Below are 23,424 nucleotides of genomic sequence, written 5' to 3'. Positions count from 1 at the left end.
CGTATGACGATTACACAATTATACTATGTTTTGGCTGTTGCCGAAAATCAGAATTTCACCAAAGCTGCCGAAAAATGCTTTGTTACCCAACCTACATTAAGTATGCAAATACAAAAATTGGAAGACCAGCTTGAAGTTCAAATTTTCGACCGATCTAAGAAACCTATTGAACTTACCGATGTTGGAAAAAAAATAGTCAATCAAGCGCGAAACATCGTGAACGAATCGTATCGCATTCAGGATATTGTGGATCAGCAAAAAGGATTTATTGGCGGGGAATTCAAGCTTGGTATCATCCCGACCATTATGCCTACATTACTTCCAATGTTTTTAAAAACCTTCATTAAAAAACACCCTAAGGTAAAACTAAAAATAGAAGAATTAACCACCGATGAGATTATTGCTAGAATTAAAGATGGACACTTAGACGCCGCCATCGCTGCCACACCATTGGAGGATGAAACTATAAAAGAACGTGTTCTGTATTTTGAACCTTTTGTAAGCTATATTCCTAAAGACCACCGTTTGTACACAGGAAAAAAAATTGATATTACCGATTTAGATGTCAATGATATATTGCTACTTGAAGACGGCCACTGTTTTAGAGACGGCGTACTTAATTTATGTAAAGTTTTTAAAAAACATACTGATGATTCGTTTCAGCTAGAAAGTGGTAGTATGGAAACCCTTATTAAGTTATCGAATGAAGGCTTGGGAATGACACTGCTTCCTTATTTACACACTTTAGACATTCATAATAACGAACGTGAAAACCTGCATTTTTTCAACGATCCGTCGCCAGCACGAGAAGTGAGTATCATCTATCATAAAAGTGAATTAAAAATGCAAATCATTGAAGCGCTTCAAGATGTTATTTCGGGAGTTGTACGCGGCGCTATTGCTTTTCAGGATGTGAAAATTATTAGTCCGTTGCATAAATAACCTTTCTAACAGTAAAAACACACATAAAAAAAGCGACCAAATTGGTCGCTTTTTTTATTTTATATAAACTAAACATTGGTTTAGTTCGGGGTTTTGCTGCACTAAGGAATGAATAAAAATTTTAAGTTCCTCAATTTCGTAAGGTAATAAACGTTGTAACGCTTTTTGTACCTCTTTGCAAAACAGTGCAGAATCAAAACTCACTTTATTAAGCACAGTTATTGTGTAATCCATCATTGCTCTAGCCATAATATTTTAAAAGTTTAGGTTGTAAAAGTGTAGATTTATTAATAGGCTTTATTGTTTAAAATAACATCTAAATTTACTAAAAAAACAGATACCCTATAGCTTTTAACATAAATTTAATTTGTTAAAAACGGTTGTCCCCATCTAATAAATCTCCTAAACCTCCAAGCACACTGCCTTCACCTTTATGCTTCCCTCCTGCCTTGGGAGCCGATGCTAAAACGCGTCCAGCTAATCGACTAAAAGGTAAGGACTGGATAAAAACCGTACCTGGCCCCTGTAGTTTTGCAAAAAACAAACCTTCGCCTCCAAACACAGTGTTTTTAATACCTCCCACAAACTCGATATCGTAATCTACCGTTTGATCAAAACCAATAATACAGCCTGTATCTACTCTTAAAGTTTCACCTGCTTGTAATTCTTTCATGGCCATGGTACCGCCTGCATGAACAAAAGCCATACCATCGCCTTCTAGTTTTTGCATGATAAAACCTTCGCCACCAAATAAACCGCGTCCTAATCGTTTGGAAAATTCTATACCAATACTCACGCCTTTTGCGGCACATAAAAAAGCATCTTTCTGGCAGATAAATTTACCTCCAAAACGCGTTAAATCAATTGGAATTATTTTCCCTGGATATGGTGATGCAAATGATACTTTTCGTTTACCAACTAAATTGTTGTAAAAGGCGGTCATAAATAAAGTTTCCCCGGTTAGAATACGTTTTCCTGCACCTAGAATTTGCCCTAGAAAACTTGAATCCTTTTGAGAGCCATCTCCAAAAATAGTTTCCATTTTAATACCATCTTCCATCATCATAAAACTACCTGCTTCGGCCACAACGCCTTCTTCTGGATCGAGTTCAATTTCGACGTACTGCATTTCTTCGCCGTAAATTCTGTAATCAATTTCGTGTGCTGTCATGTTCTTATTGTTTTTTGTTGATACGTTTATTGGTTGCTGTATTCATAATTTTGTTACATCCGATTAATAAATTTATTAGTCTGTGTGGCTTTAAGTAAACTTTTTACTCAGAGACTCACAGAGTTTTTATATATTAATCCGATTAAATTAGCCTTTAACTTTAACGCTCCATTCAAAATTAAACGTTGAAACCACATCGCCTGCTTCATCTATACCAACCGATTTCATGGATAAAGTTTGTCCTTCGCCAGTTTTAATCGCTTCATCTAAAAGGGCATCAACTAATAAACCGTCAGCACAAGTAAAGGTAATTTTTCCTGTTGCTTTTTTTGTGTAGGTAGATTGATTTGCGGTTACCAACATCGATACTCTTTTATTGGTAGCCTGAATTTTAGACATCATTAACGCCCCTGTTGAAAACTCGGCAGCCATACCTTGCACAGCCCAAAACATAGACTTAAATGGATTCTGATTTATCCATTTATGTTTTACGGTTACTATACATTTTTCATCATCGATAAATTTAGTTCTTACCCCACATATAAAGGCCGAGGGCAATTTAAAAACGATATAACTATTTAATTTTCTTGGGGTTATATTCATATATGGAAATTATATTTTTCACTAAGTTATAAAATTAATCGCTATTCATAATTGTTAATATTTTGTTAATTTTAGGTACTATGTGTAACATAATACCTTTTTTAAGACATATATTTGCATAAGAAACTATTATATACTTTTAAAATCATGATCGATAATCATCAAAAAAATATAGCCACCTTCATCCATTTATCTACATTTAGTAGGTTTATTATTCCTTTTGGGAATTTTTTAGGGCCAATTATTTTATGGGTGGCTAATAAGGATAAATCTGATTTTATAGACAAACACGGTAAACAAGCCATTAATTTTCAAATTAGCATTTTATTATATGCTATCATTTTAGGAAGCATTACGATTCCGTTTTTCATCTTTAAAATTTTTAGCGGATTAGATTTTATTGATTTTAACGGATTCGAGAATTTTCACATCAATTTAGGCAAGCCTTCTGCCCTACTTTATATTGGTGGTGCCTTAGGAGTTTTAGCCATTGGCGCCTTCATTTTAGAACTCGTTTTTATTGTGATTGCCAGTTTAAAAGCAAGAGATGGCGAATTTTACAATTATCCGTTAACCATCAACTTTTTAAAATAATCAAACTGAAAACATTCAGTAATCAAAAATAAATTCATCAAAATCAATCAAAAAATGAACAGTTTCACAATATTAAAAAGCTTTAAAACATGACATAAGCGAATAAATTTTCAGAATAATACATGTCTCAAGTAAAGCAATAAAAAACATCAAATGAAAATAGAAAACACAAAAGCACAAATGCGTAAAGGCGTTTTAGAATTTTGCATACTATCGGTCTTAAAAGATGAAGACGCTTATGTTGCCGAAATTTTAAACACCCTAAAAGACGCTAAACTGCTCGTGGTAGAAGGCACGATTTATCCCTTACTAACACGGCTTAAAAACGCAGGTCTTTTAAATTATAGATGGGAAGAATCTACCTCTGGGCCGCCAAGAAAATACTACGGTTTAACCGAAACAGGACGCCTCTTTTTAAAAGAATTAGACACCACTTGGAATGAACTCCAAAATGCAGTAAATATCGTAACAAGCCAAAAATCAACAAAAAATGAATAAAACAGTCAACATAAATTTAGCAGGTATATTTTTTCATATTGATGAAGATGCATACTTAAAATTACAAGGCTATCTAGAGGCTATAAAACGCTCGTTAACAGACTCTCAGGGTCGCGATGAAATTATTGCAGATATTGAAGCGCGTATTGCTGAATTATTTAACGAACGTGTAGAAAACAACAAACAAGTTATTAGACTTAAAGAGGTTGACGAAGTAATTTCTATTATGGGGCAACCTGAAGATTATTTGGTTGATGATGAGATTTTCGAAGATGAGCCACAAACCGATTCAAAACGTAAATCTACAACCTCTAAAAAGCTTTTTAGAGATCCCGACAACTCGTACATTGCTGGAGTTTCTTCAGGATTAGCACACTATTTTGGTATTGATGCCATTTGGGTACGCTTGGCGTGGATTCTTTTAATAGTAGGCTTTGGCACAGGTGTTTTACTTTATATTTTACTTTGGATTTTAGTTCCTGAAGCCAAAACAACTGCCGAAAAAATAATGATGACGGGCGAACCTGTTAACATTAGTAATATTGAAAAAAAAATAAAAGACGGTTTTGATAATGTCGCCCACGTAGCCAAAAATGTTAGCGACTCGGTTACTAAAGCTGCAAAAAATGTAGATACGAATAGTATTAAATCGACCTCCCGTACTTTTTTTGATGCCATTAGTGACATCTTTATGTTTTTCTTCAAAATTTTCGCAAAATTTATTGGGGTATTGCTCATCATCATAGGCGCTTCAACTTTAATCGGACTTATTATCGGGCTTCTATCTGTTGGTGTGGCAGACGCCATTCATATTCCTGGATTAGATATCGCCGATATTTTTATCGCTGGAAACACACCCATTTGGTTGGTATCACTTTTAATATTTTTCGCCGTTGGCATTCCGTTCTTTTTCTTGTTTTATCTAGGTTTGAAGATCTTAATCAACAACCTAAAATCTATTGGAAACATAGCAAAATTCACATTATTAGGTCTGTGGTTAATTTCAATAATAGGTTTAATTGTTGTTGGAATTAGACAAGCAAGTGAGCATGCATTTGACGAAAATTATATAGTAAAAACAGAATTACCGATACAAGCAAATGATACGCTAACGGTAAAAATGGCCAATAATGATAAATATAATCCTAACAACAAAAGACATCACAACAACTTTAAAGTAGCGCACGATGAAAACGGAAACAAAATAATATATACCTCCGATGTCAATATTATGGTAAAATCGACCACAGATACTGTAGCCTCAATTTCGGTTATTAAAAGTGCCGATGGTAAAGATTATGAAACCGCTTTAAACCGTGCCAAAAACATAGCGTACTTCTTTAATTATAACAATCAAACTTTAGTGCTCGATTCATTTTTAACAACCAATGTTGAGAATAAATACAGCGACCAAGAAGTGGATATTACACTCTATCTTCCTGAAAACACTGTCGTTTATTTTAATAGTAGTACCAAGCCATTTTTGCAAAGCAATTATTATAATGGAAATATTGTATCGCATGAAAACACCAATCATTATTTAAAAATTTTAGATAATAATTCAAAATGTTTAGACTGTCCGGCTGAAGAATTTAAGGTTGAAGTAAACACGCCACGCGTTAAAATTGACGAACAAGGCATTGAAATCCACTCAGACGACAGTCATATTAAAATTGATGCCCAAGGTGTAAAAGCAGAATCGGAGGAAGTAAAAGTAAATATCAACTCGAACGGCATCGACATACAGTCGGAAAATTAACAAGTCATCAGTAAAAATCAACAATTCAGATATTTAAGTTATTCATCAGTAACAATTTAAAAGATATTTGAATCTATTAATTAATCATCAAAAATCGAACAGTTATGACCACTTTAATCAAAATTATTGTAACCTCTCTACTAAGCCTATTATTATTATCCTGCAATTTCGACCTAACTTCTGGAACACGTGGTAACGGCATTGTAACTACCGAAAACAGAGCGGTAACCTCAGCATTTTCAACTATTGAAGCTTCTGAAGGTTTAAACGTGTATTTAACACAAAGCGACCATGAAAGCATTAGCGTTGAAGCCGATGAAAACTTACAAGCCCTTATTTTAACCGAAATTAACGATGGTGTTTTAACCATTCACACCAAAGAAAATATTGGACGAGCAACAGCAAAAAAAGTGATGGTTAGCTTTAAAAACATAACCACAATTAGTGCTTCTAGTGGTAGTAATGTTTATAGTGACAAAACCATTGCGGTTTCGGCATTAAATTTACAATCGTCTAGCGGAAGTGATATGACATTAGATGTTAATACCCAAACATTAACCTGTAGTTCATCTAGCGGAAGTGATTTAAAACTCTCTGGAAAAACAGTAAAACTTATAGCCGAAGCCTCAAGCGGAAGCGATATAAAAGCAGCCGATTTAATTGCTGAAGCTTCTGAAATTAAAGCCACAAGCGGTGCCGACATTACGGTAAATACTACAAAAGAACTTATTGCAAATGCTTCTAGCGGTGGCGGTGTGAACTATTACGGCAACCCTGAAAAAGTAGAAAAAAGCAATAATCCTTCTGGAAGTATTAAACAGAAATAATTACAAATTAACTTATTGAATTAGTCATGCTTTAAAAAGACCGTTTCAGCTAAAATTAAGCTTGAAATGGTCTTTTTTATTTATGTCGTATAACTTTTTGAAATACCAAGTTCCAAACCTCGTAATTCTGCTAAACCTTTTAAACGACCAATAGCAGTATACCCTGAATATGCCGAATTTGTTTCCAAATCCTGCAACATTTGATGCCCATGATCTGGTCGCATAGGCAATTGTACTTTGCGTGCCTTTTCAATTTCTAAAACAGCTTTTACAACATCAAACATATCTGTAGAACCTTCTAAGTGATTGTCTTCATAAAAGCTACCATTAGCTTCTCTTTTCACATTTCTAAGATGTAAAAAGTGTATGCGGTTTGCAAACTTCTTAATCATTTTTGGTAAGTCATTTTCTGGATTTGCCCCTAATGATCCTGTACAAAAAGTAATGCCGTTTGAAGGGCTATCAATAAAACCAACCAAATCATCTAAATCTGCTTCCGACTTAATAATTCTGGGAAGCCCCATAATATCTATTGGCGGATCGTCTGGATGAATGGCCATAACAATGCCAAGTGTTTCACAAAGGGGAATGACTTCATTTAGAAAATAGGATAAATTGGCTTTTAAATCGGCATGCGTTAAATGCTCGTATTGCGCAATCATTTCCTTAAAAACAGGTATCGTTAAATCATCAACCGTTCCGGGTAAGCCTTTTAAAATACTGTCTTCAAGTTGCTGTTTTTCTTCAGTAGTCATTTTAGCAAACAACTGTTTAGCTCTCTCTAATACCTCTGGCGTGTATGATGCTTCAACATCTTTCCGTTTCATAATGTAACTTTCAAAAACAGCCATTTCAACCTTATCAAATCGCAAGGCCGTACTGCCATTTGGTAATTTCCAATACAATTGAGTTCGGGTCCAATCTAGAACAGGCATAAAATTATAACATACGTTTTTAATGCCGCAGGCTGCTACATTTATCAAACTTTGTTTATAGTTTTCAATGCGCTGTAAATAATCGCCTTTTTTAAGTTTTATATTTTCATGGATTGGAATACTTTCAATAAAAGTCCACTCTAAATCATGTGCTTCAATGGCACTTTTAACTTTTAAAATCTCGTCAACTTCCCAAACTTCACCATTGGGTATATGATGTAATGCTGTTACAACTCCTGAGGCATCAGCTTGTTTGATATGTGATAATTTTACGGGGTCTGAAACTCCAAACCATCTAAATGTTTGTTTCATTTTATAATTTATTTAAACGCCACTAAAAGCACTAAATCCGCCATCAACAGGAATAACAATGCCCGTTACAAATTTTGATGCATCGCTACACAAAAAATGTAGTGCGCCATGCAATTCGTTAGCTTCTCCAAAACGTTTCATTGGTGTATTTTGTATTATGGTATGGCCTCTATCGGTATAAGTACCATCTTCGTTTAGCAACAATGCTCTGTTTTGATTTCCTACAAAAAACCCAGGAGCAATAGCATTTACACGTAAGCCATCGCCATATTTTGTAGCCAGTTCTACCGATAACCATTTGGTATAATTATCTATTGCTGCCTTGGATGCCGAATAACCTGCAACGCGAGTTATGGCACGATCTGAAGCCATGGATGAGATATTAATAATAATTCCAGAGCCATTTTTTACCATTTCTTTACCAAAAACAACCGAGGGGATAATGCTTCCAAATAAATTTAAATCCACTACTTTTTTAAAGTCGTCCATATTAATATCGAAAAAAGACTGATTTGGTCCAATGGTTGCTCCTGGCATGTTTCCACCAGCAGCGTTAATGAGAACATCTATTTTTCCGTACTTTTTAATAATGGCATCCGAAGCTTCTTGAAGACTTTCCTGTTCGACAACATTGCATACAAACCCATCGACTTTATCGCTAATAGCTCTTAGCTTTTTTACGGTAGCTTCAACCGTTTTTTGTTTGTAATGCAATACAATTACAGTTGCTTCATTTGCTAATAAGTATTCTGCCATACTTCCTCCTAACACACCACCTGCACCTGTTACAAGCACTACTTTATCTTTAAGATTAAATAAATTCATATATGTAATTTTGTGTCTTTTTTTGAAAGGCATAAGATAGTAACAAATTTAAAAATACCATATCCCCATACCGTTTTTACTACTCTGTTAAGTATAAAAATGTAAAAATCTCTGAATCCTCGAATTGATTAATTGGATTTACCAAAAAACAAAAAAAATCATTCAGCTACACTACAAGAAATAGCTGTCCTAAACTATAGACAATCAATTAATAAGCTTAAATTTTAAAAGCCATATTATTTTTCATATTTTTACAAGTGTAAAATAAACACTTAAATATGAAAAACTACACTATTCTAACTATTTTAATGGTTATGCTCTGCTCATGTTCTGCAGAAAAAAAAGAACATTTTTTTGAAAATCCTTCAAAAAGTATTTCGGTTGAATTTAAGCTCAACGCAGAAAAAGCTGCAAGCTATAAGGTGCTTTATCAAAACAAAACAGTCATTGATTCATCTCTTTTGGGCATCATAAGAGAAGATGCTTCCTTTTACAACAATCTTGAAATCATTTCAGTTTCTGGCCCTAAATCAGTCACAGACCATTATAACATGCTTCAAGGAAAACGTAAAAACAGGTCTTATTCGGCAAACGAATACAAGGCACAATTAAAAAATGATTTAGGTAATCGTATCGATATTATTTTCCAAATCTCTGAAAACGGTGTTGCTTTTCGCTATCATTTTCCTGAAAATTCTTCAGAAATAAAAAAAATTGTTGAAGAAAAAACCACCTATAATTTTAGTACACAAACAAAATCGTGGTTACAACCTATGTCGAAAGCAAAAACAGGTTGGAGTGAAACCAATCCGTCTTACGAAGAAAATTATTTGATGGAAATTCCTGTAAACACGCCCTCTCCAATTGGTGAAGGTTGGGTTTACCCTGCCCTATTTAACACGGCAGATACTTGGTTGTTAGTTTCGGAGGCAGCTCTAGGAAAAACCTACTGCGGTACACGACTAAAATACAATACCAAAGCGCATGCATTACAAGTTACTTTTCCGCAAACCGAGGAAGTTTTTCCTAATGGCGCATTAAACCCTGAGTCTAAATTACCTTGGTTTACCCCGTGGCGTATCATTGCAATTGGAGACTTAAAAACAATTACAGAAAGCACTTTGGGTACCGATTTAGCTGAAAAAGCCATCGATATGGATACCTCATTTATTGAAACAGGTTTAAGTTCTTGGAGTTGGGTGTTATTGAAAGATGATTTTACCACTTTTGAAACTTCCATGAAATTTATTGATTACGCTTCGGATATGAAGTGGCCCTTTTGCCTTATTGATGCCGATTGGGACACAAAAATTGGTTTTGAAAAAATGAAAAAACTTGTTGATTATGCGGCTAGCAAAAATGTAAAAATAAACGTTTGGTACAATTCTTCAGGTTCATGGAATTCCACGCCATACCATCCTAAAGGTAAATTATTAACCCATGAAGATCGTGCAAGCGAATTCAAAAAGCTAAATGATATAGGTGTTTCTGGTGTTAAAATCGACTTTTTTGGTGGTGACGGACAATCTATGATTGCCTATTATCATGACATTTTAAAAGATGCTGCAGCCCATAAATTAATGGTTAATTTTCACGGCGCAACACTACCTAGAGGTTGGCAACGCACCTATCCGCATTTAGTAACTGTTGAAGCGATTAAAGGTGAAGAATTTATCACGTTTGTTCAGGAAAATGCCGATTTACAACCCAGCCACTGTGCCATGTTACCTTTTGCTCGTAATGCTTTCGATCCCATGGATTTCACCCCAATGGTTTTAGATTCTATCCCTAATATCACTAGAAAAACGACACCAGCATTCGAATTGGCTTTACCTACACTATTCTTATCTGGAATTCAGCATATCGCCGAAATTCCAGAAGCAATGGAAAAACAGCCGCAATTTGTTCGCGATTATTTAAAAGCCATTCCAGCAAACTGGGACGAGTCGAAATTTATTGCAGGATATCCTGGTAAGTTTGTAATCATGGCTAGAAAGAAAGGTGATAGCTGGTTTATTACTGGAATAAATGGTGAAAACACAGTCAAAAAAATCTCTATTGATTTATCATTTATTACAAAAGAAAAGGGTTTTATAATTACTGATAATGATAACAATGGATTTAGCCAAACCACTTTAGAACCAAGCGCTATTATGACTATAAACATGAAAGCACATGGCGGCTTTGTGATGAAATTTTAAACAAAAAAAAGGTCTTAAAAGTAAAATTCACATCAATCTGAATTTATTGACGATTGTTTTAACTTTTAAGACCTTTTAGATTTATAAGTTTTCTACTTAAGACAAATAAATATATAGCCCAATTACTGCGGCAACAACTAAATAACCAACTGGTTTAACATATTGCCAAGGCGTGATATCTACTTGCTTTGTATACTCTTGTTTATAATCTGTTTCTCTAGGCACAAAATAACTTACTACAAACATAATAATGATTGTTAATACAAATAAAATGCCCATTAAATGCAAGAAACTAATGTTTGGTTTAATAACATAAAGCGTGACTAAATAGGTTACCACACTAAACAATATAGCAATATTAGCGGCTTTTCCTGAAACACGTTTAGAAAATATCCCTACTATGACAATAGCCAAAATAGGCACACTATGTGTACCATTTAATTCTTGTAAATAAGTAAAAATTCCTCCCTGTACCCCGTAAAGTAATGGCGCAATACCCATAGAGAATAAAGCTAATATAATACCAAAGGTTTTTCCTGCTTTTACAACCTGACTTTCTGAGGCATTTTTATTGATGTATTCTTTGTAAAAATCAAGTCCGAATAAGGTTACCGAACTATTTAATGCACTATTAAACGAACTTAAAATAGCGCCGAATAATACAGCAGCAAAAAAACCGATAAACGCAACGGGAAGCACGGCTTTAACCACCATAGGATAGGCTTCATCTGCATTAGCTAAATCGCCATTAAAAATATAAAACGCAATAATTCCTGGTAGTACCACTATAAAAGGTCCTAATATTTTTATAAAAGCGGCTAGTAAAAGCCCTTTCTGACCTTCTTTTAAGTTTTTAGCCCCAAGCGCTCTTTGAATAATGGCTTGATTAGTGCCCCAATAATAAAAATTCACAATAATCATTCCCGTAAAAAGGGTCCAAAATGGCACATCGGAATCTGGCCCTCCAATAATATCAAACTTTTCGGGAAGCGCTGTGGTTAATGTTTTTAAGCCTGTTAAAACATTACCATCGCCAATCTTCATTAAACCAAAAATGGGAATTAACGAACCACCAATAATCAAACCAACAGCATTAATAGAGTCGGATACAGCAACAGCTTTCAATCCGCCAAAAATAGCATAGATACTACCTATAATACCAATAGCCCAAACAGTAGCCCAAAGTGCTGGTTCTGGATTCATGCCTAACTTTTCAGGAATATCGAACATGGTATTTATCGCCAAAGCACCCGAATATAGCACCGTTGGCAACATAGAAATAGCATATCCTAAAAGAAAAAGTAAGGAGACAATGGTTTTAGTTGATTTTCCATATCTATTTTCTAAGAATTGTGGAATAGTTGCTATACCACTTTTTAAATATTTTGGAAGTAATACAAATGCTGTAAAAACCATAGCAATAGCCGCTACAACTTCGTAAGCCATAATAGGTATTCCGTCTCTAAAAGACACACCGTTCATTCCTACAATTTGTTCGGTTGAAAGATTTGTAAGCAACAATGACCCTGCGATTACAGGGCCTGTTAGGCTTCGTCCGCCTAAGAAATAGCCATCGGAAGACTTTTCATCTGTCTTTCGTGTAGACCACCATGCGATTACAGCTACCAATAAAGTAAAGGCAGCAAAAGAAATAATATCCATATTTAATGTGTTTAGTTAGTAAGAAATGGTTATGAAAACAATACTACGGCATACTTATTTCACAATAAACTTAAACGACGTTTTTGTTGTGTAAGTTTCTCCGGGGTTTAAAACCACCGAAGGAAAGTTTTTTTGATTAGGCGCATCTGGAAAGTGTTGTGTTTCTAAACAAAAACCTGTTCTGTGTCCATAAGTTCCTCCTTCAGGCATTGGTAAGGTGCCATCTAAAAAGTTTCCCGTATAAAATTGAATTCCAGGCTCATCAGTATAAATTTCCATAAGGCGACCACTTGCTTTATCGTAAGCTGAAGCCACTTGTCTCATGGTTTCTTTTTCGCCATTTAACACCCAACAATGGTCGTAACCTTTTCCCAAGGTTAATTGCTCATTTTGCGTAGTAATGTCTTTCCCTATGGTTTTAGCTTTTCTAAAATCGAAAGGAGTCCCTTCAACATTTTTAATCACTCCTGTTGGGATTAAAGTCGCATCAACAGGCAAATAAGCATCAGCATTAATCATCACTTCATGATCTAGAATGTCTTTTGTAAAATCTCCTGTTAAATTGAAATATGCATGCTGGGTTAAGTTTACCACGGTAGCTTTATCAGTCGTGGCTTTATAAGAAACCTCCAAAGCGTTATCTTTAGTAAGCGTGTAAACCACAGTTACCTTTAAGTTTCCAGGATACCCCTCTTCGCCATCTTTACTTAAATAGGTTAATTTTAAGGCTGATTCCTCTTCACCTTCAATAGGTTCTGCGGTCCAAACAACGCGATCGAATCCATCAACACCACCGTGTAAATGATTAGGACCATCGTTAGTGGCTAAGGTAAACTCATTTCCATTTAAAGTAAATTTCCCTTTAGCAATACGGTTTCCAAAACGACCAATTAACGCTCCAAAAAAAGGATTATCTTTTAAATAATCCTCTAAATTATCAAAACCTAAAACAACATTTTCAAAGGCACCATTTTTATTAGGTACTTTTAAAGAAGTAATTCTACCTCCGTAAGTAATCACATTCAATGTAACCCCATTAGCGTTTTTGAGTGTAAATTGATCTATAATTGTACTATCTGGCATCACACCAAATTTAGATTTTTCAATAGTTAAATGTGCTTTCACTGCTATTTCTTTTTGGTCACTATCATGTTCTTTTTTTGTCTCTTTACAACTCAGCGTTGCAATACTCATTAATAAAAATAAAGCACAAGAGAAACTGGTCTTTAAAATTTTCATTTTCCTGTCATTTGGTTTGGTGAACAATTTAATGATTATAAAACGCTTCGTTGGTTTTAATAGCCATTTTAAAATTACTTAGCGTTGTATTTTCATCAATAACTAAGGATTCTATGTTGGCCATTTCAGCAAAATCTTCCATCTGTTCAACCGAAATATTTTCACTGTAACAAGTATGATGCGCTCCGCCTCCTAAAATCCATGCCGTACAAGCTGTTTCAAAATCTGGTAATGGTTTCCACATGATTCTAGCCACAGGCAAGTTAGGTAAGGCTTCAACCACTTCTTCACCAATGGTTTTATTGATTAATAATCTAAATCGGTTTCCAAAATCCATTAAACCAGCTACAAGAGAAGTACCTGCTCTTCCGTTAAAAACTAAACGTACAGGATCTGCTTTTCCGCCAATTCCTAAAGGATGAATTTCGCAAGTTGGTTTATTTGCAGCCAAAACAGGATCGACTTCTAACATGTGCGACCCTAAAATTCTTGGAGCTGATGGATCTAAATGATAAGTATAATCTTCCATAAAAGCATTACCGCCTTCTAAACCAGACCCCATCACTTTCATGGCACGGGTTAATGCTGCCGTTTTCCAATCGCCTTCGCCAGCAAAACCATAGCCTTTTTGCATAAGACGTTGTACGGCGATGCCTGGCAATTGTTTAATACCGTGTAAATCTTCAAACGTATCGCTAAAACCTTTAAAATTTCCATCTACTAAAAACTTCTCCAGTCCTAATTCTATACGTGCCGATTCTATTAGAGATTGTCTATCTTTTCCGCCTTCTAACAAAGAATCTGCCATGTGATAAGAGGCTTCATATTCTTTAATTAGTGCATTTATAGCATCATCGGAAATGTTATTTATCACGGCTGCTAAATCACCTACGGCATAAGTGTTTACTGAAAAACCAAATACAGTTTCTGCTTCCACTTTATCGCCATCGGTTACGGCAACATAACGCATATTATCTCCAAAACGCGCAAACCTTGCTCCTTGCCAATCATCCCAACCAGCGGCAACTCGCGTCCAATCCCCGATTTTCTTTTGTACAGCATCTGTAGACCAATGGCCAACAACTACTTTTCTATTTTTACGCAAACGACTCACCATAAATCCAAATTCACGATCGCCATGCGCCGATTGATTTAAATTCATGAAATCCATATCAATGGTTCCCCAAGGGATATCGCGATTAAACTGAGTATGTAAATGCAACAAGGGTTTTTGAAGTGCCGTAAGACCGCGAATCCACATTTTCGCTGGAGAGAAGGTGTGCATCCAAGTGATGATTCCTATGCAATTCTTTTCTTGATTGGCAGCGGTTAAGGTTTCGTAAATTTCTTCAGAAGATTTTACTGTTGGCTTAAAAATAATTTGAACAGGAATTGCTTTAGAGTCATTTAAAGCTTCTGCTATAATGGTTGAATTTTTGGCCACTTGGGTTAAGGTTTCTTCTCCATATAAATCCTGACTACCAGTTATAAACCAAACTTCCTTTTTAGAAATATCTATCATTTTTGACTATTTTTTTTATTGTTACTGACCGTAATATGAGTTTGCACCGTGCTTACGTTCATAATGTTTTTTAATTAATGAATCTTTTAATCTTGGGGCATTGGGATTAATTTGTCTTGTTAAATAAGCCATTTCTGCAATGACCTCTAGTACTTTGCTATTATAAACAGCCTTTGCTGCATCTTTTCCCCAAGCAAAAGGGCCATGATTACCAATAAGGATCATTTCCACTTCTTTATAAGAAAGCTGTTTATCTTTAAAACACTCTAAAATTTGAATGCCTGTATTGTGTTCGTAATTCCCTTCAATAAGATCATCGCGCATGGGTGGCGCACAAGGAATATCGGCCGTTAAATGATCGGCATGGGTAGTACCAAAAATGGGAATGTCTAATTGCGATTGTGCCCAAGCCACAGAATAGGTCGCATGTGTATGCGCAATACCTCCAATTTCTGTCCAATTTTTATACAGATATGCGTGTGTTTTGGTATCTGAAGAAGGCCTCATAGCCCCTTCAATAATCTTATTATCAAAATCGACAATAACGATATCTTCTGGTTTTAAAACCTCGTAGGCAACACCACTTGGTTTAATAGCAAATACACCATTTTCTCTATCAACCGCACTTACGTTTCCAAAAGTATACACGACTAAATTCAAAGCATTTAATTGCATATTCGCTTCGTAGCATTCTTCCTTAAGTAATTTAAATTTAGAACTCATAATTTTACTTTTTAATCGTTTTTTCAACAAACTCAGCCAATTCCTTATACGATTCCATTAAGGCAGCATAGGTTTCAACTTCATTGGCTTTAGGATAATATTCAGCTTCAAAATCACTTCCCATAACCTTACTAGCTTCAATAACATCTTTATAAATACCAGCGGCAACAGCGGCATAGATAGCGGCTCCTAATGCGGGTGCTTGATCGGATTCGGCAACTTTTATAGGTCTATTTAATACATTGGCTAATGTTTGCATGATGAATGGTGACTTTCTAGCCACACCGCCAATACCAATAACAGATTCTATTTTTACGCCTTCGCTTTCAAATCGATCTACAATCATTTTAGAACCAAAACAAATGGCATTTACCAAAGCTTTAAAAATATGAGGGGCTTTAGTCCCTAATGACAGCCCTGATAATGCAGCCTTAAGCTCTTGATTGGCATCGGGCGTGCGCCTTCCGTTAACCCAATCTAATGCCATAGGTACTGCTACAGCATGTGGTATTTTTTCAGCTTGTTCGGCTAAAGTTCTAATGAATTTAGCATCCAGTTCTTCTTGAAGTTTCTGCTTTTGATCTTCCGTCAATATGGTTGAAGTCATAACCAAATTATCTATTGGCCAATACAAGATACTTTTAAACCAAGCCAATACATCTCCAAACGCAGATTGTCCTGCCTCTAAACCAATCATGCCAGGAATTACCGAACCATCAACTTGGCCGCAAATTCCTTTAACACAGATATCGCCCAGTGTCTCATACGAAGAGACCATAATATCGCAGGTTGAAGTTCCCATAACACGCACCAAAGTATTGTTGTCTACTTTGGCACCCACAGCTCCAGAATGTGCATCGAAAGTACCTACAGCAATCACACATTTTGTAGACAAGCCTAATTTTGTAGCCCAAGCTTCATTTAAATGTCCTGCGATTTCATTAGAAGTAAACGTATCATCATACAAACGGTCTCTTAAATCTGATAAATACGGGTCTAATTTAGACAGGAATTCTTTGGCGGGTAAACCGCCCCAGCTTTCATGCCACATGGCTTTATGCCCTGCTGCACAACGGCTTCTTTTAAAACTTTTTAAATCCTTATTATCGGCTAATAAATAGGTGATAAAATCGCAATGTTCCATCCAAGTATAAGCTGCTTCCTTAACAGCTTTATCTTCCCTTGCAATGTGTAATATTTTTGCCCAAAACCATTCTGAAGAATAAATACCACCTTCATATTTTGTGTAATCTTCTCCTCCCCAAGATCTAGCCAATTCATTAATCTCGTTGGCTTCCTTTACCGAGGTATGGTCTTTCCAAAGTACCATCATGGCATTTGGATTTTCTTTAAAACCATCAACCAAAGCTAATGGCACCCCTGCTTCATTTAAAGGCATTGGCGACGAACCCGTGGTATCTATACAGATCCCCGCAACGGTTTCTGGGTTTACTTCACTTTGCTTGACAACCGAAGTTATGGTGTGTTCCAAACCTTCAATATGATCTAGTGGATGTTGCCTAAACAAATTCTCACTAGGGTTGCAATATTGCTGTGCTTTCCATCTTGGGTACCAGTAAACTTCCGATGCCAATTCGGCACCATTTTGAGTATCTATTAAAACGGCTCTTACAGAATCGGATCCATAATCTAAGCCTATTACGTATGTTTTCATTTCTTTTCTTCGTTTGCTACGTTACAAATATAAACGATAATTTAAAACAAATGTTATTTTTACACTTGTGTTTTTATGTATGACAATATTCTTAAGTTCTTACAACTTAATATTTGCACTCGATTTTATTTAATATGTTAAATCAACGATTCAATAAAACTGAAAAATGGGTTTTCCTGTATCATCAAATGTCACTTCCATAATTCTAGTGTGCCTATTGGGATCGTATAAGGGGTCGCCTTCTATTTTTTCATAATCTCTAGCGTGGTAAACACAAATTGGCGTACCATCCTCGGCTACGGTAAAACTATTATGTCCAGCACCGTAGATGTTTTTATTATAGTCGGACTGCAGCACAGGGAATCTTGATTTTGTCCAAGAATTTCGGTCCATTAAATCGGCATTTTCATCGGCTTCCATTAAGCCCACGCAATAGCAAGCTCCTGTTGCACTTGCCGAAAAGGTTATATAAATCTTCCCTTTATTTTTTATAACAGCAGGGCCTTCATTCACCCAAAAATCAACACGCTCCCAATCGTAATCTGGCGTAGTTAACATAAATTGCGCTGTTTTTAATTTAATAGGCGATTCCATTTCTGCTAAATACAAATTTGAAGCAGCGAATTGTCCGCCGGTCTTTTCTGCCCAGCAGAAATACCGTTTACCTGCATTTTCGAATACAGTGCCATCCAAAGAAAAATCGATAAAGGTTTTATTATCGCCTTCTGCCGCTTGCATTTGTCCGAGCTCTATCCACGTATCTTTTAAAGGATCTTGACCTTTACATTCCAAAACATAAGGACGTAATTTCCAGATATCATCCACCTCACTAGCAGCAAAATAGATATACCATTTACCATCCAAATAGTGTATTTCTGGCGCCCAAATATGCTGACTCATGGGGCCTGTTTCATGTTTTTCCCAAATTATAAACGTCTCGGCATCTTGCAAACCATTTAAAGTTTTAGACCGCCTAAGTTCTATACTATCGTAAGCAGGCACCGATCCTGTAAAATAGTAATAGCCATCTGTATGTTTGTAAATAAACGGATCGGCACGTTGTTCAACGATAGGATTGTTGTTTCGAGTAGTATCCATTTTATATGTTTAATTTCGTTTTTATAGTCTCATAGTAGGTGTCTGTAATTTTGTAACGAAACATTAATCCGCCCATAATCACGTGAAATATTCCTGGGATAACTGTTAACATTAACGCTATTCCCCAAAGTGCATAATCACTTTGTGTATCTGCTTTTGGTACATATTCAAAAAAGTCTAATAAATACCCTACCACAGCACCTGCGATGCCCATTCCAAATTTTTGAGCGAAAGAAATCCCTCCAAAAGACAATCCCGATACGCGTTTCCCGGATTCTGCATGACCGTAATCAACGGCTTCTGCAATAGCCGACCAAAAAACTGGAGCATGTAAATCCACCACAAACGATAAGATAAAATACAAAACGTAAGCAATCATGATATCGCCTGGTTTTACAAAAATCAACATTATTAAGCTAATAACGCCAACAGCTAATTGGGACCATTTAAACAATTTTACTTTACAATATCGCTTTGTAATGTACGTAGAGGCTGGCATGGCCAAAATTGCGGCTGTAACCCCTGTAGCCATAAAAGTAGATTGTACGCTCGCATCGCCACCTAAAAAATATTTGGCATAAAAAATGGCAACCGAGTTACGAATAACATAACCCACGGTACCAAAAAAACAAACCCCAAACAATAAAGTCCATTGCCCATTTTTAATGAGGAGTTTAAACTGTTCTTTTAAAGGTTTATCTTCAACCTTATGCTCAACACGTTCTTTAGTAGTAAAAAAACAGAATAGCAATAATGCTGTGCCCAATAAAGCCATAATACCCATAGCCAGTTGATACCCCTTGCCTATATGATCTTTACCTAATTTTTCAGCTAAAATAGGTACCACAATCGACACTAAAAACGCCGCTATTTTAGCAAAAAATAGACGATAACCATTCGCAGATAACCGCTCTTTAGGGTCGCTAGTTAAAACACCTATTAAAGAAATGTAGGGTATGGTTACCGAAGTAAACATGATGGTTACAAATATGTAGGTTACATAAGCATAAATCATTTTACCAGCATAATCGAAATCTGGTGTAGAAAAGGTTAAGAAAACTGAAATCCCAAAAGGCACGGCTAAAAACAAGAAATAATGTCTATACCGCCCCCATTTGGTTGATACTTTATCGGTTATAAGTCCCATTAATGGATCGGTAATGGCATCAATAAGCCTTACCAGCAGGAACAAAACCGCCATATCCTTTGGCTTTAGTCCAAATACATCGGTATAGAAAAAAGTAATAATAAGGAACATGGATGATATCACCACATTTACAGCGGCGTCCCCAGAACCATATCCAACTTTTTCAAGTACGCTTAACTTTTGATTTTCTGATTTCATATGTTTTTAAAAAATACTACCGTTAACCTTTTTTAAATCTGTCCCCGATTAGTGATTAATACTTATATTTTTAACTCCATTTTTTTTAATCTACAGCTACATTTATTAATCGCACACCATAAATACCTGCTGTTACCGAGCCTAATTCAGCTTCAAAACGCAATTTTAAAATGTCGCTTGACTTCGCTAAATCTGCTGGAATTTCATAATCAACATCAAAAAACACATCGCCTTTATCCCCTTTTAGTTTGGGATTAGCAATTTGTTTTCCATTGATTAAAATTTTAAAATTTCGATTGGCATCTTTACCAAAATAAGTAACTCGTAAAGCTTTAGCAGCCTTATCTTTATTTTTCAACTGATAACTAAACCAACCGGTCGCATCACGCCAATGTCTGTTTTGGTTTACTCCTGTATGAGACTGATTAGATTCAATGCCATGATCGGATTCTGGTTGTTGTTCTCCAGGCGCAATAAAATCTACCGTTATGGCTCTTAAATAGGCTTCAGCCTTTTGCTTTTCTGCCAATGTTTGTTGCATTTTCTCAAGCCCTTTTGGGGTTTCTTTTTTGAAATATATGGCATAACGCTTTTCGTGAATTTTATAAAAAGGCTGCAATATTAAATGTTTATATGCTGAAGGCTGTATTAAATCTTCAGCTGAAAATTCTAATGGTTTTCCTGAAACTGCTTTAATTTTATTTAAGATATTTTCATTCTTTTCAGATACAAACATAGGTGCTTCCGTTAAAGGTAAAAATGGTCCTGAAGCCACATGCCCGCCTCGACTATCATCTGCAAACAGTCCGTCTTGATTGGCGTCACCTGTAACAGCTGCTAAAACAATGGGGCCATATTTAACAGACACATAACCCGATTGATCTGGAATGTCTTCAACACTTAAATGCATAGGCACTTCCATTTTAATGGTATCGCCGTTTTTCCAAATTCTTCGAATAGGAATATAAGATCCAGGAGTTCCAGCTATATTTTGAGGTTTACCATTTAAATACAACTTTAGCGTTCCTGCGGTTACCCACTCCGGATAGCGTAACATGAGTGTGGCTTGAACATTCTTTTTACTCGACCAAACTAATTCGGTTGAAGGCACTTCTGGAAAGTCTGTATTTTGTGTTAGGGTTGCACCTTTTTCATTCCAAGAAACCTGAGAAGGTATAAATAAATTTACATACAAAGCATCCTTATGTTTTGCGTAAATTAATTCGTTATACTTGGTATGATTCTCCATGCCCGAGCCTACACAGCACCAAAAACTAGTTTCTGGTTGCGAGTACACGCGGTAATGTCCAGGACGCATGGGTGTAAAATAGACAAAGCCCCCTTTAGGATTTTGTGATGATAAAATATGATTATAGAGTCCGCGTTCGTAAAAATCGATGTACCCTTCATGGGCTGTATCCTCAAAAAGCATTTTACTTAATTTGAGCATATTGTAAGTGTTACAGGTTTCTGGCCCCTGTTCGCCACTTAAAACTTCACTAAAATCATCAATAGGATTAAAATGTTCTCGCACACTGTTGCCTCCAATACTTAAAGAACGTTGGTTTACAACATTATTAAAGAAGTTTAAAGCCGATTGATGGTACTTTTGGTCGTGATCTAATTGCGAAATACGCTCGAAACCAATAAACTTCGGAATTTGTGTATTGGCATGCCTGCCTGTTAAAATATCTTGATTTGCAGACAAAGGATTCAACAGCACCTGTTCGGAAAAACGTTTAGCCAAATCTAGATATTTCTTTTCTCCTGAAATCTGATATACATCGGCAAACACTTCATTTAAACCACCGTGTTCCGAACGCAACATATCTTGGATTTGTGATTCTGAAAGGTTTTTTGTAACCTCTATAAACCAATCTGTTAAAGCGATTAACATGGCTTTAGCTTCAGGTTTTTCTGCAAACACCCAAGCATCTTTTAAACCAGCAAATGTTTTATGAATATTGTAAAGTGGCACCCACTTATCATTTAAACTAAAACTACCAGCGTTAATATGCCCTTGCTTAATTTCAGACCAAAGCGCATTACTTTCAGGGATTCCACCAATATAACCATTTCCATTAGCCTGCTGTACTTTTTGTAATTCAGCCAAAACATAAATAATTAATGCATTGGCTTTTGTGTCTTTTGTAGACGCATAATACATGGACAAAGCCGACAAATAATGCCCTAAAGTGTGACCGTCTAACCCTGTATTTTCCCAATTGGTATAAGATTCAGCTTTAGGTTTTAACCCCGATTCTCGTAAAAACGGATTAAGTAATCGGTCTGGATTTAAATCTTGAATGTAATTGAAATCCGTTAAAGCAGCATCTTTAAAAACCCCAGAAGTTACCGTAACCTGATTTAAAGGAAACAGTGCTACTGATTCTTGAGCCGTCGTGTGAACTGTACAAAACAATCCTAAACCTAGCCATAAAGATTTTAAATAAGTATGCTGCATTTTTTAACTTAAAAAAACTATTAATTTTAATTTATAGCCTGCTATTAATCCATAGGTTTTACGGTTGGCCAGCCGTCTACCCACGTTATTTCTTTAATAATTAATTTTGGCAATGCTTTATCGCTAGCATCGTAACCATGCATAAACGTATAATCTTTACCATCAAAAGTAAACACGCTATTATGCCCTACGCCATACCAGTTTTTGTTGCCTTCAATAACTAAAGATCCGCCACCTTCGTTTAGGGCTTTTCCGTCTTTATCAACATAAGGCCCTGTTACTGTTTTAGAGCGACCAACAACTAATTTATAAGTACTTTCCTCTCCACGACAGCAGTAGTCCCAAGATAAAAACTGATAATAATATGTGTCCTTTTTAAAAATGAAAGGCCCTTCTAAAGCTGCATTTCCTGGTTCTGAATCTTCTAATGTCTTATCCCTATCACGTCTTGCAATAGTATGCCATGCTTCAGGTTGAGCCAAGTCTTTTAAATTGCTTGCCAACTTTACCATTTTTAATCCATTCCAAAACGACCCAAAGGCTAACCATGGCGTACCCGCTTCGTCGAAAATGAGATTCGGATCGATGGCGTTCCATAAGTCTCTACCAGGTACAGATTGAATAACAATACCTTGATCTTCCCATTTATAATTTTTGTCTTTTGGATTTAATGTTGAATTGGTAACTAAGCCTATTGCAGACGTATTTTTGCCAAAGGCTGAAATAGAGTAGTACAAATAATACCTGCCGTTATGAAACGTAATATCTGGCGCCCAAATATGGCCGTTAAACCCTGGAGCTACGGCCTTAGCCCATTTCGGACTTTCAGCAAAAACAGGTGCTTGTTGGGTCCAGGTTTTTAAATCTTTAGACGTAAAACTTGTAATCCCAGGCCCTGTACAAAACAGATAATAGGTATCGCCTTGTTTGGCCACCACGGGGTCGTGGGTAATGGGTTTATCTTGAGCACAAGCCACTAGAAAGCTCCAAAACGCAGCTAGTACGAAGAATTTTTTAGTTAATTTCATG

Annotated in this window: 20 protein-coding genes; 6 read left to right on the top strand and 14 right to left on the bottom strand. The window is 36.0% G+C overall.

From position 1 onward, the window contains the following. Positions 1-3 precede the first annotated feature (3 nt). Positions 4-942, top strand: a complete 939-nt coding sequence (locus H6X70_RS07605) for a hydrogen peroxide-inducible genes activator (protein ID WP_194767082.1) — start codon at positions 4-6, stop codon at positions 940-942. A 54-nt stretch (positions 943-996) separates the two neighbouring features. On the opposite strand, the gene H6X70_RS07600 is transcribed toward H6X70_RS07605, so the two are convergent. The 3 genes from H6X70_RS07600 to H6X70_RS07590 form a co-directional block, all read right to left on the bottom strand. Further along, positions 997-1,191: a hypothetical protein gene (locus H6X70_RS07600; RefSeq protein WP_194767081.1), complete on the bottom strand. Its 195-nt coding sequence runs from the start codon at positions 1,189-1,191 to the stop codon at positions 997-999. A gap of 121 nt (positions 1,192-1,312) precedes the next feature. Further along, positions 1,313-2,113: a TIGR00266 family protein gene (locus H6X70_RS07595; protein WP_194767080.1), complete on the bottom strand. Its 801-nt coding sequence runs from the start codon at positions 2,111-2,113 to the stop codon at positions 1,313-1,315. A gap of 147 nt (positions 2,114-2,260) precedes the next feature. Beyond that, entirely contained in the window at positions 2,261-2,716 is a 456-nt protein-coding gene (locus H6X70_RS07590; protein WP_194767079.1) for a DUF4442 domain-containing protein, read from the bottom strand. A 147-nt stretch (positions 2,717-2,863) separates the two neighbouring features. On the opposite strand from H6X70_RS07590, the gene H6X70_RS07585 reads away from it, so the two are divergent. From H6X70_RS07585 to H6X70_RS07570, 4 genes are all read left to right on the top strand, one after another. Then, positions 2,864-3,310 (top strand): DUF4870 domain-containing protein, encoded by a 447-nt coding sequence (locus H6X70_RS07585; RefSeq protein ID WP_194767078.1) that lies wholly within the window; start codon positions 2,864-2,866, stop codon positions 3,308-3,310. 153 nt (positions 3,311-3,463) lie between these two features. Further along, the gene (locus H6X70_RS07580) at positions 3,464-3,808 is read left to right on the top strand and encodes a PadR family transcriptional regulator (protein WP_194767077.1); all 345 of its coding nucleotides are present in this window, start codon (positions 3,464-3,466) and stop codon (positions 3,806-3,808) included. Further along, the gene (locus H6X70_RS07575; protein WP_194767076.1) at positions 3,801-5,567 is read left to right on the top strand and encodes a PspC domain-containing protein; all 1,767 of its coding nucleotides are present in this window, start codon (positions 3,801-3,803) and stop codon (positions 5,565-5,567) included. The genes H6X70_RS07580 and H6X70_RS07575 overlap by 8 nt, the downstream gene beginning before the upstream one ends. A 104-nt stretch (positions 5,568-5,671) precedes the next feature. Beyond that, positions 5,672-6,394: a head GIN domain-containing protein gene (locus H6X70_RS07570; protein ID WP_194767075.1), complete on the top strand. Its 723-nt coding sequence runs from the start codon at positions 5,672-5,674 to the stop codon at positions 6,392-6,394. An 80-nt stretch (positions 6,395-6,474) separates the two neighbouring features. Here the strand turns inward: H6X70_RS07570 and uxuA are convergent, their stop codons facing one another. Further along, on the bottom strand, positions 6,475-7,641 hold the full coding sequence (gene uxuA, locus H6X70_RS07565) for a mannonate dehydratase (RefSeq protein ID WP_194767074.1): 1,167 nt from the start codon (positions 7,639-7,641) through the stop codon (positions 6,475-6,477). A gap of 12 nt (positions 7,642-7,653) precedes the next feature. Continuing rightward, positions 7,654-8,466, bottom strand: coding sequence for an SDR family oxidoreductase (locus H6X70_RS07560; RefSeq protein ID WP_194767073.1), 813 nt, complete (start codon positions 8,464-8,466; stop codon positions 7,654-7,656). A 278-nt stretch (positions 8,467-8,744) separates the two neighbouring features. Here H6X70_RS07560 and H6X70_RS07555 point away from each other — a divergent pair, with 278 nt between their 5' ends. After that, entirely contained in the window at positions 8,745-10,667 is a 1,923-nt protein-coding gene (locus H6X70_RS07555; RefSeq protein WP_228530302.1) for a glycoside hydrolase family 97 protein, read from the top strand. Positions 10,668-10,763: 96 nt separating this feature from the next. On the opposite strand, the gene H6X70_RS07550 is transcribed toward H6X70_RS07555, so the two are convergent. The 9 genes from H6X70_RS07550 to H6X70_RS07510 all read right to left on the bottom strand — a co-directional run bounded on the left by H6X70_RS07550 (position 10,764) and on the right by H6X70_RS07510 (position 23,423). After that, positions 10,764-12,329 (bottom strand): solute:sodium symporter family transporter, encoded by a 1,566-nt coding sequence (locus H6X70_RS07550; RefSeq protein ID WP_194767072.1) that lies wholly within the window; start codon positions 12,327-12,329, stop codon positions 10,764-10,766. Positions 12,330-12,383: 54 nt separating this feature from the next. Further along, positions 12,384-13,568 carry an aldose epimerase family protein gene (locus tag H6X70_RS07545; RefSeq protein WP_194767071.1) on the bottom strand — a complete coding sequence of 395 codons (1,185 nt, stop codon included), beginning with the start codon at positions 13,566-13,568 and terminating at the stop codon, positions 12,384-12,386. A gap of 28 nt (positions 13,569-13,596) precedes the next feature. Beyond that, positions 13,597-15,090 (bottom strand): L-arabinose isomerase, encoded by a 1,494-nt coding sequence (gene araA, locus H6X70_RS07540; RefSeq protein WP_194767070.1) that lies wholly within the window; start codon positions 15,088-15,090, stop codon positions 13,597-13,599. A gap of 21 nt (positions 15,091-15,111) precedes the next feature. Then, complete coding sequence (locus H6X70_RS07535; protein ID WP_194767069.1) at positions 15,112-15,813, bottom strand: L-ribulose-5-phosphate 4-epimerase; 702 nt, start codon at positions 15,811-15,813, stop codon at positions 15,112-15,114. A 4-nt stretch (positions 15,814-15,817) separates the two neighbouring features. Further along, entirely contained in the window at positions 15,818-17,488 is a 1,671-nt protein-coding gene (locus tag H6X70_RS07530; RefSeq protein ID WP_194767068.1) for a ribulokinase, read from the bottom strand. Between the two features lie 150 nt (positions 17,489-17,638). Beyond that, a complete protein-coding gene (locus H6X70_RS07525; RefSeq protein ID WP_194767067.1) occupies positions 17,639-18,586 on the bottom strand; it encodes a family 43 glycosylhydrolase in 948 nt (315 codons plus the stop codon). Position 18,587: 1 nt separating this feature from the next. Next, the gene (locus H6X70_RS07520) at positions 18,588-19,931 is read right to left on the bottom strand and encodes an MFS transporter (RefSeq protein WP_194767066.1); all 1,344 of its coding nucleotides are present in this window, start codon (positions 19,929-19,931) and stop codon (positions 18,588-18,590) included. An 85-nt stretch (positions 19,932-20,016) separates the two neighbouring features. Continuing rightward, positions 20,017-22,395 carry a glycoside hydrolase family 127 protein gene (locus H6X70_RS07515; RefSeq protein WP_194767065.1) on the bottom strand — a complete coding sequence of 793 codons (2,379 nt, stop codon included), beginning with the start codon at positions 22,393-22,395 and terminating at the stop codon, positions 20,017-20,019. A 44-nt stretch (positions 22,396-22,439) separates the two neighbouring features. Next, entirely contained in the window at positions 22,440-23,423 is a 984-nt protein-coding gene (locus H6X70_RS07510) for an arabinan endo-1,5-alpha-L-arabinosidase (protein WP_194767064.1), read from the bottom strand. Position 23,424 lies beyond the last annotated feature (1 nt).

It is taken from the genome of Tamlana sp. I1, assembly GCF_015355625.1.
Lineage (GTDB): Bacteria > Bacteroidota > Bacteroidia > Flavobacteriales > Flavobacteriaceae > Pseudotamlana.
This window is presented reverse-complemented; position numbering and strand designations above follow the sequence as displayed.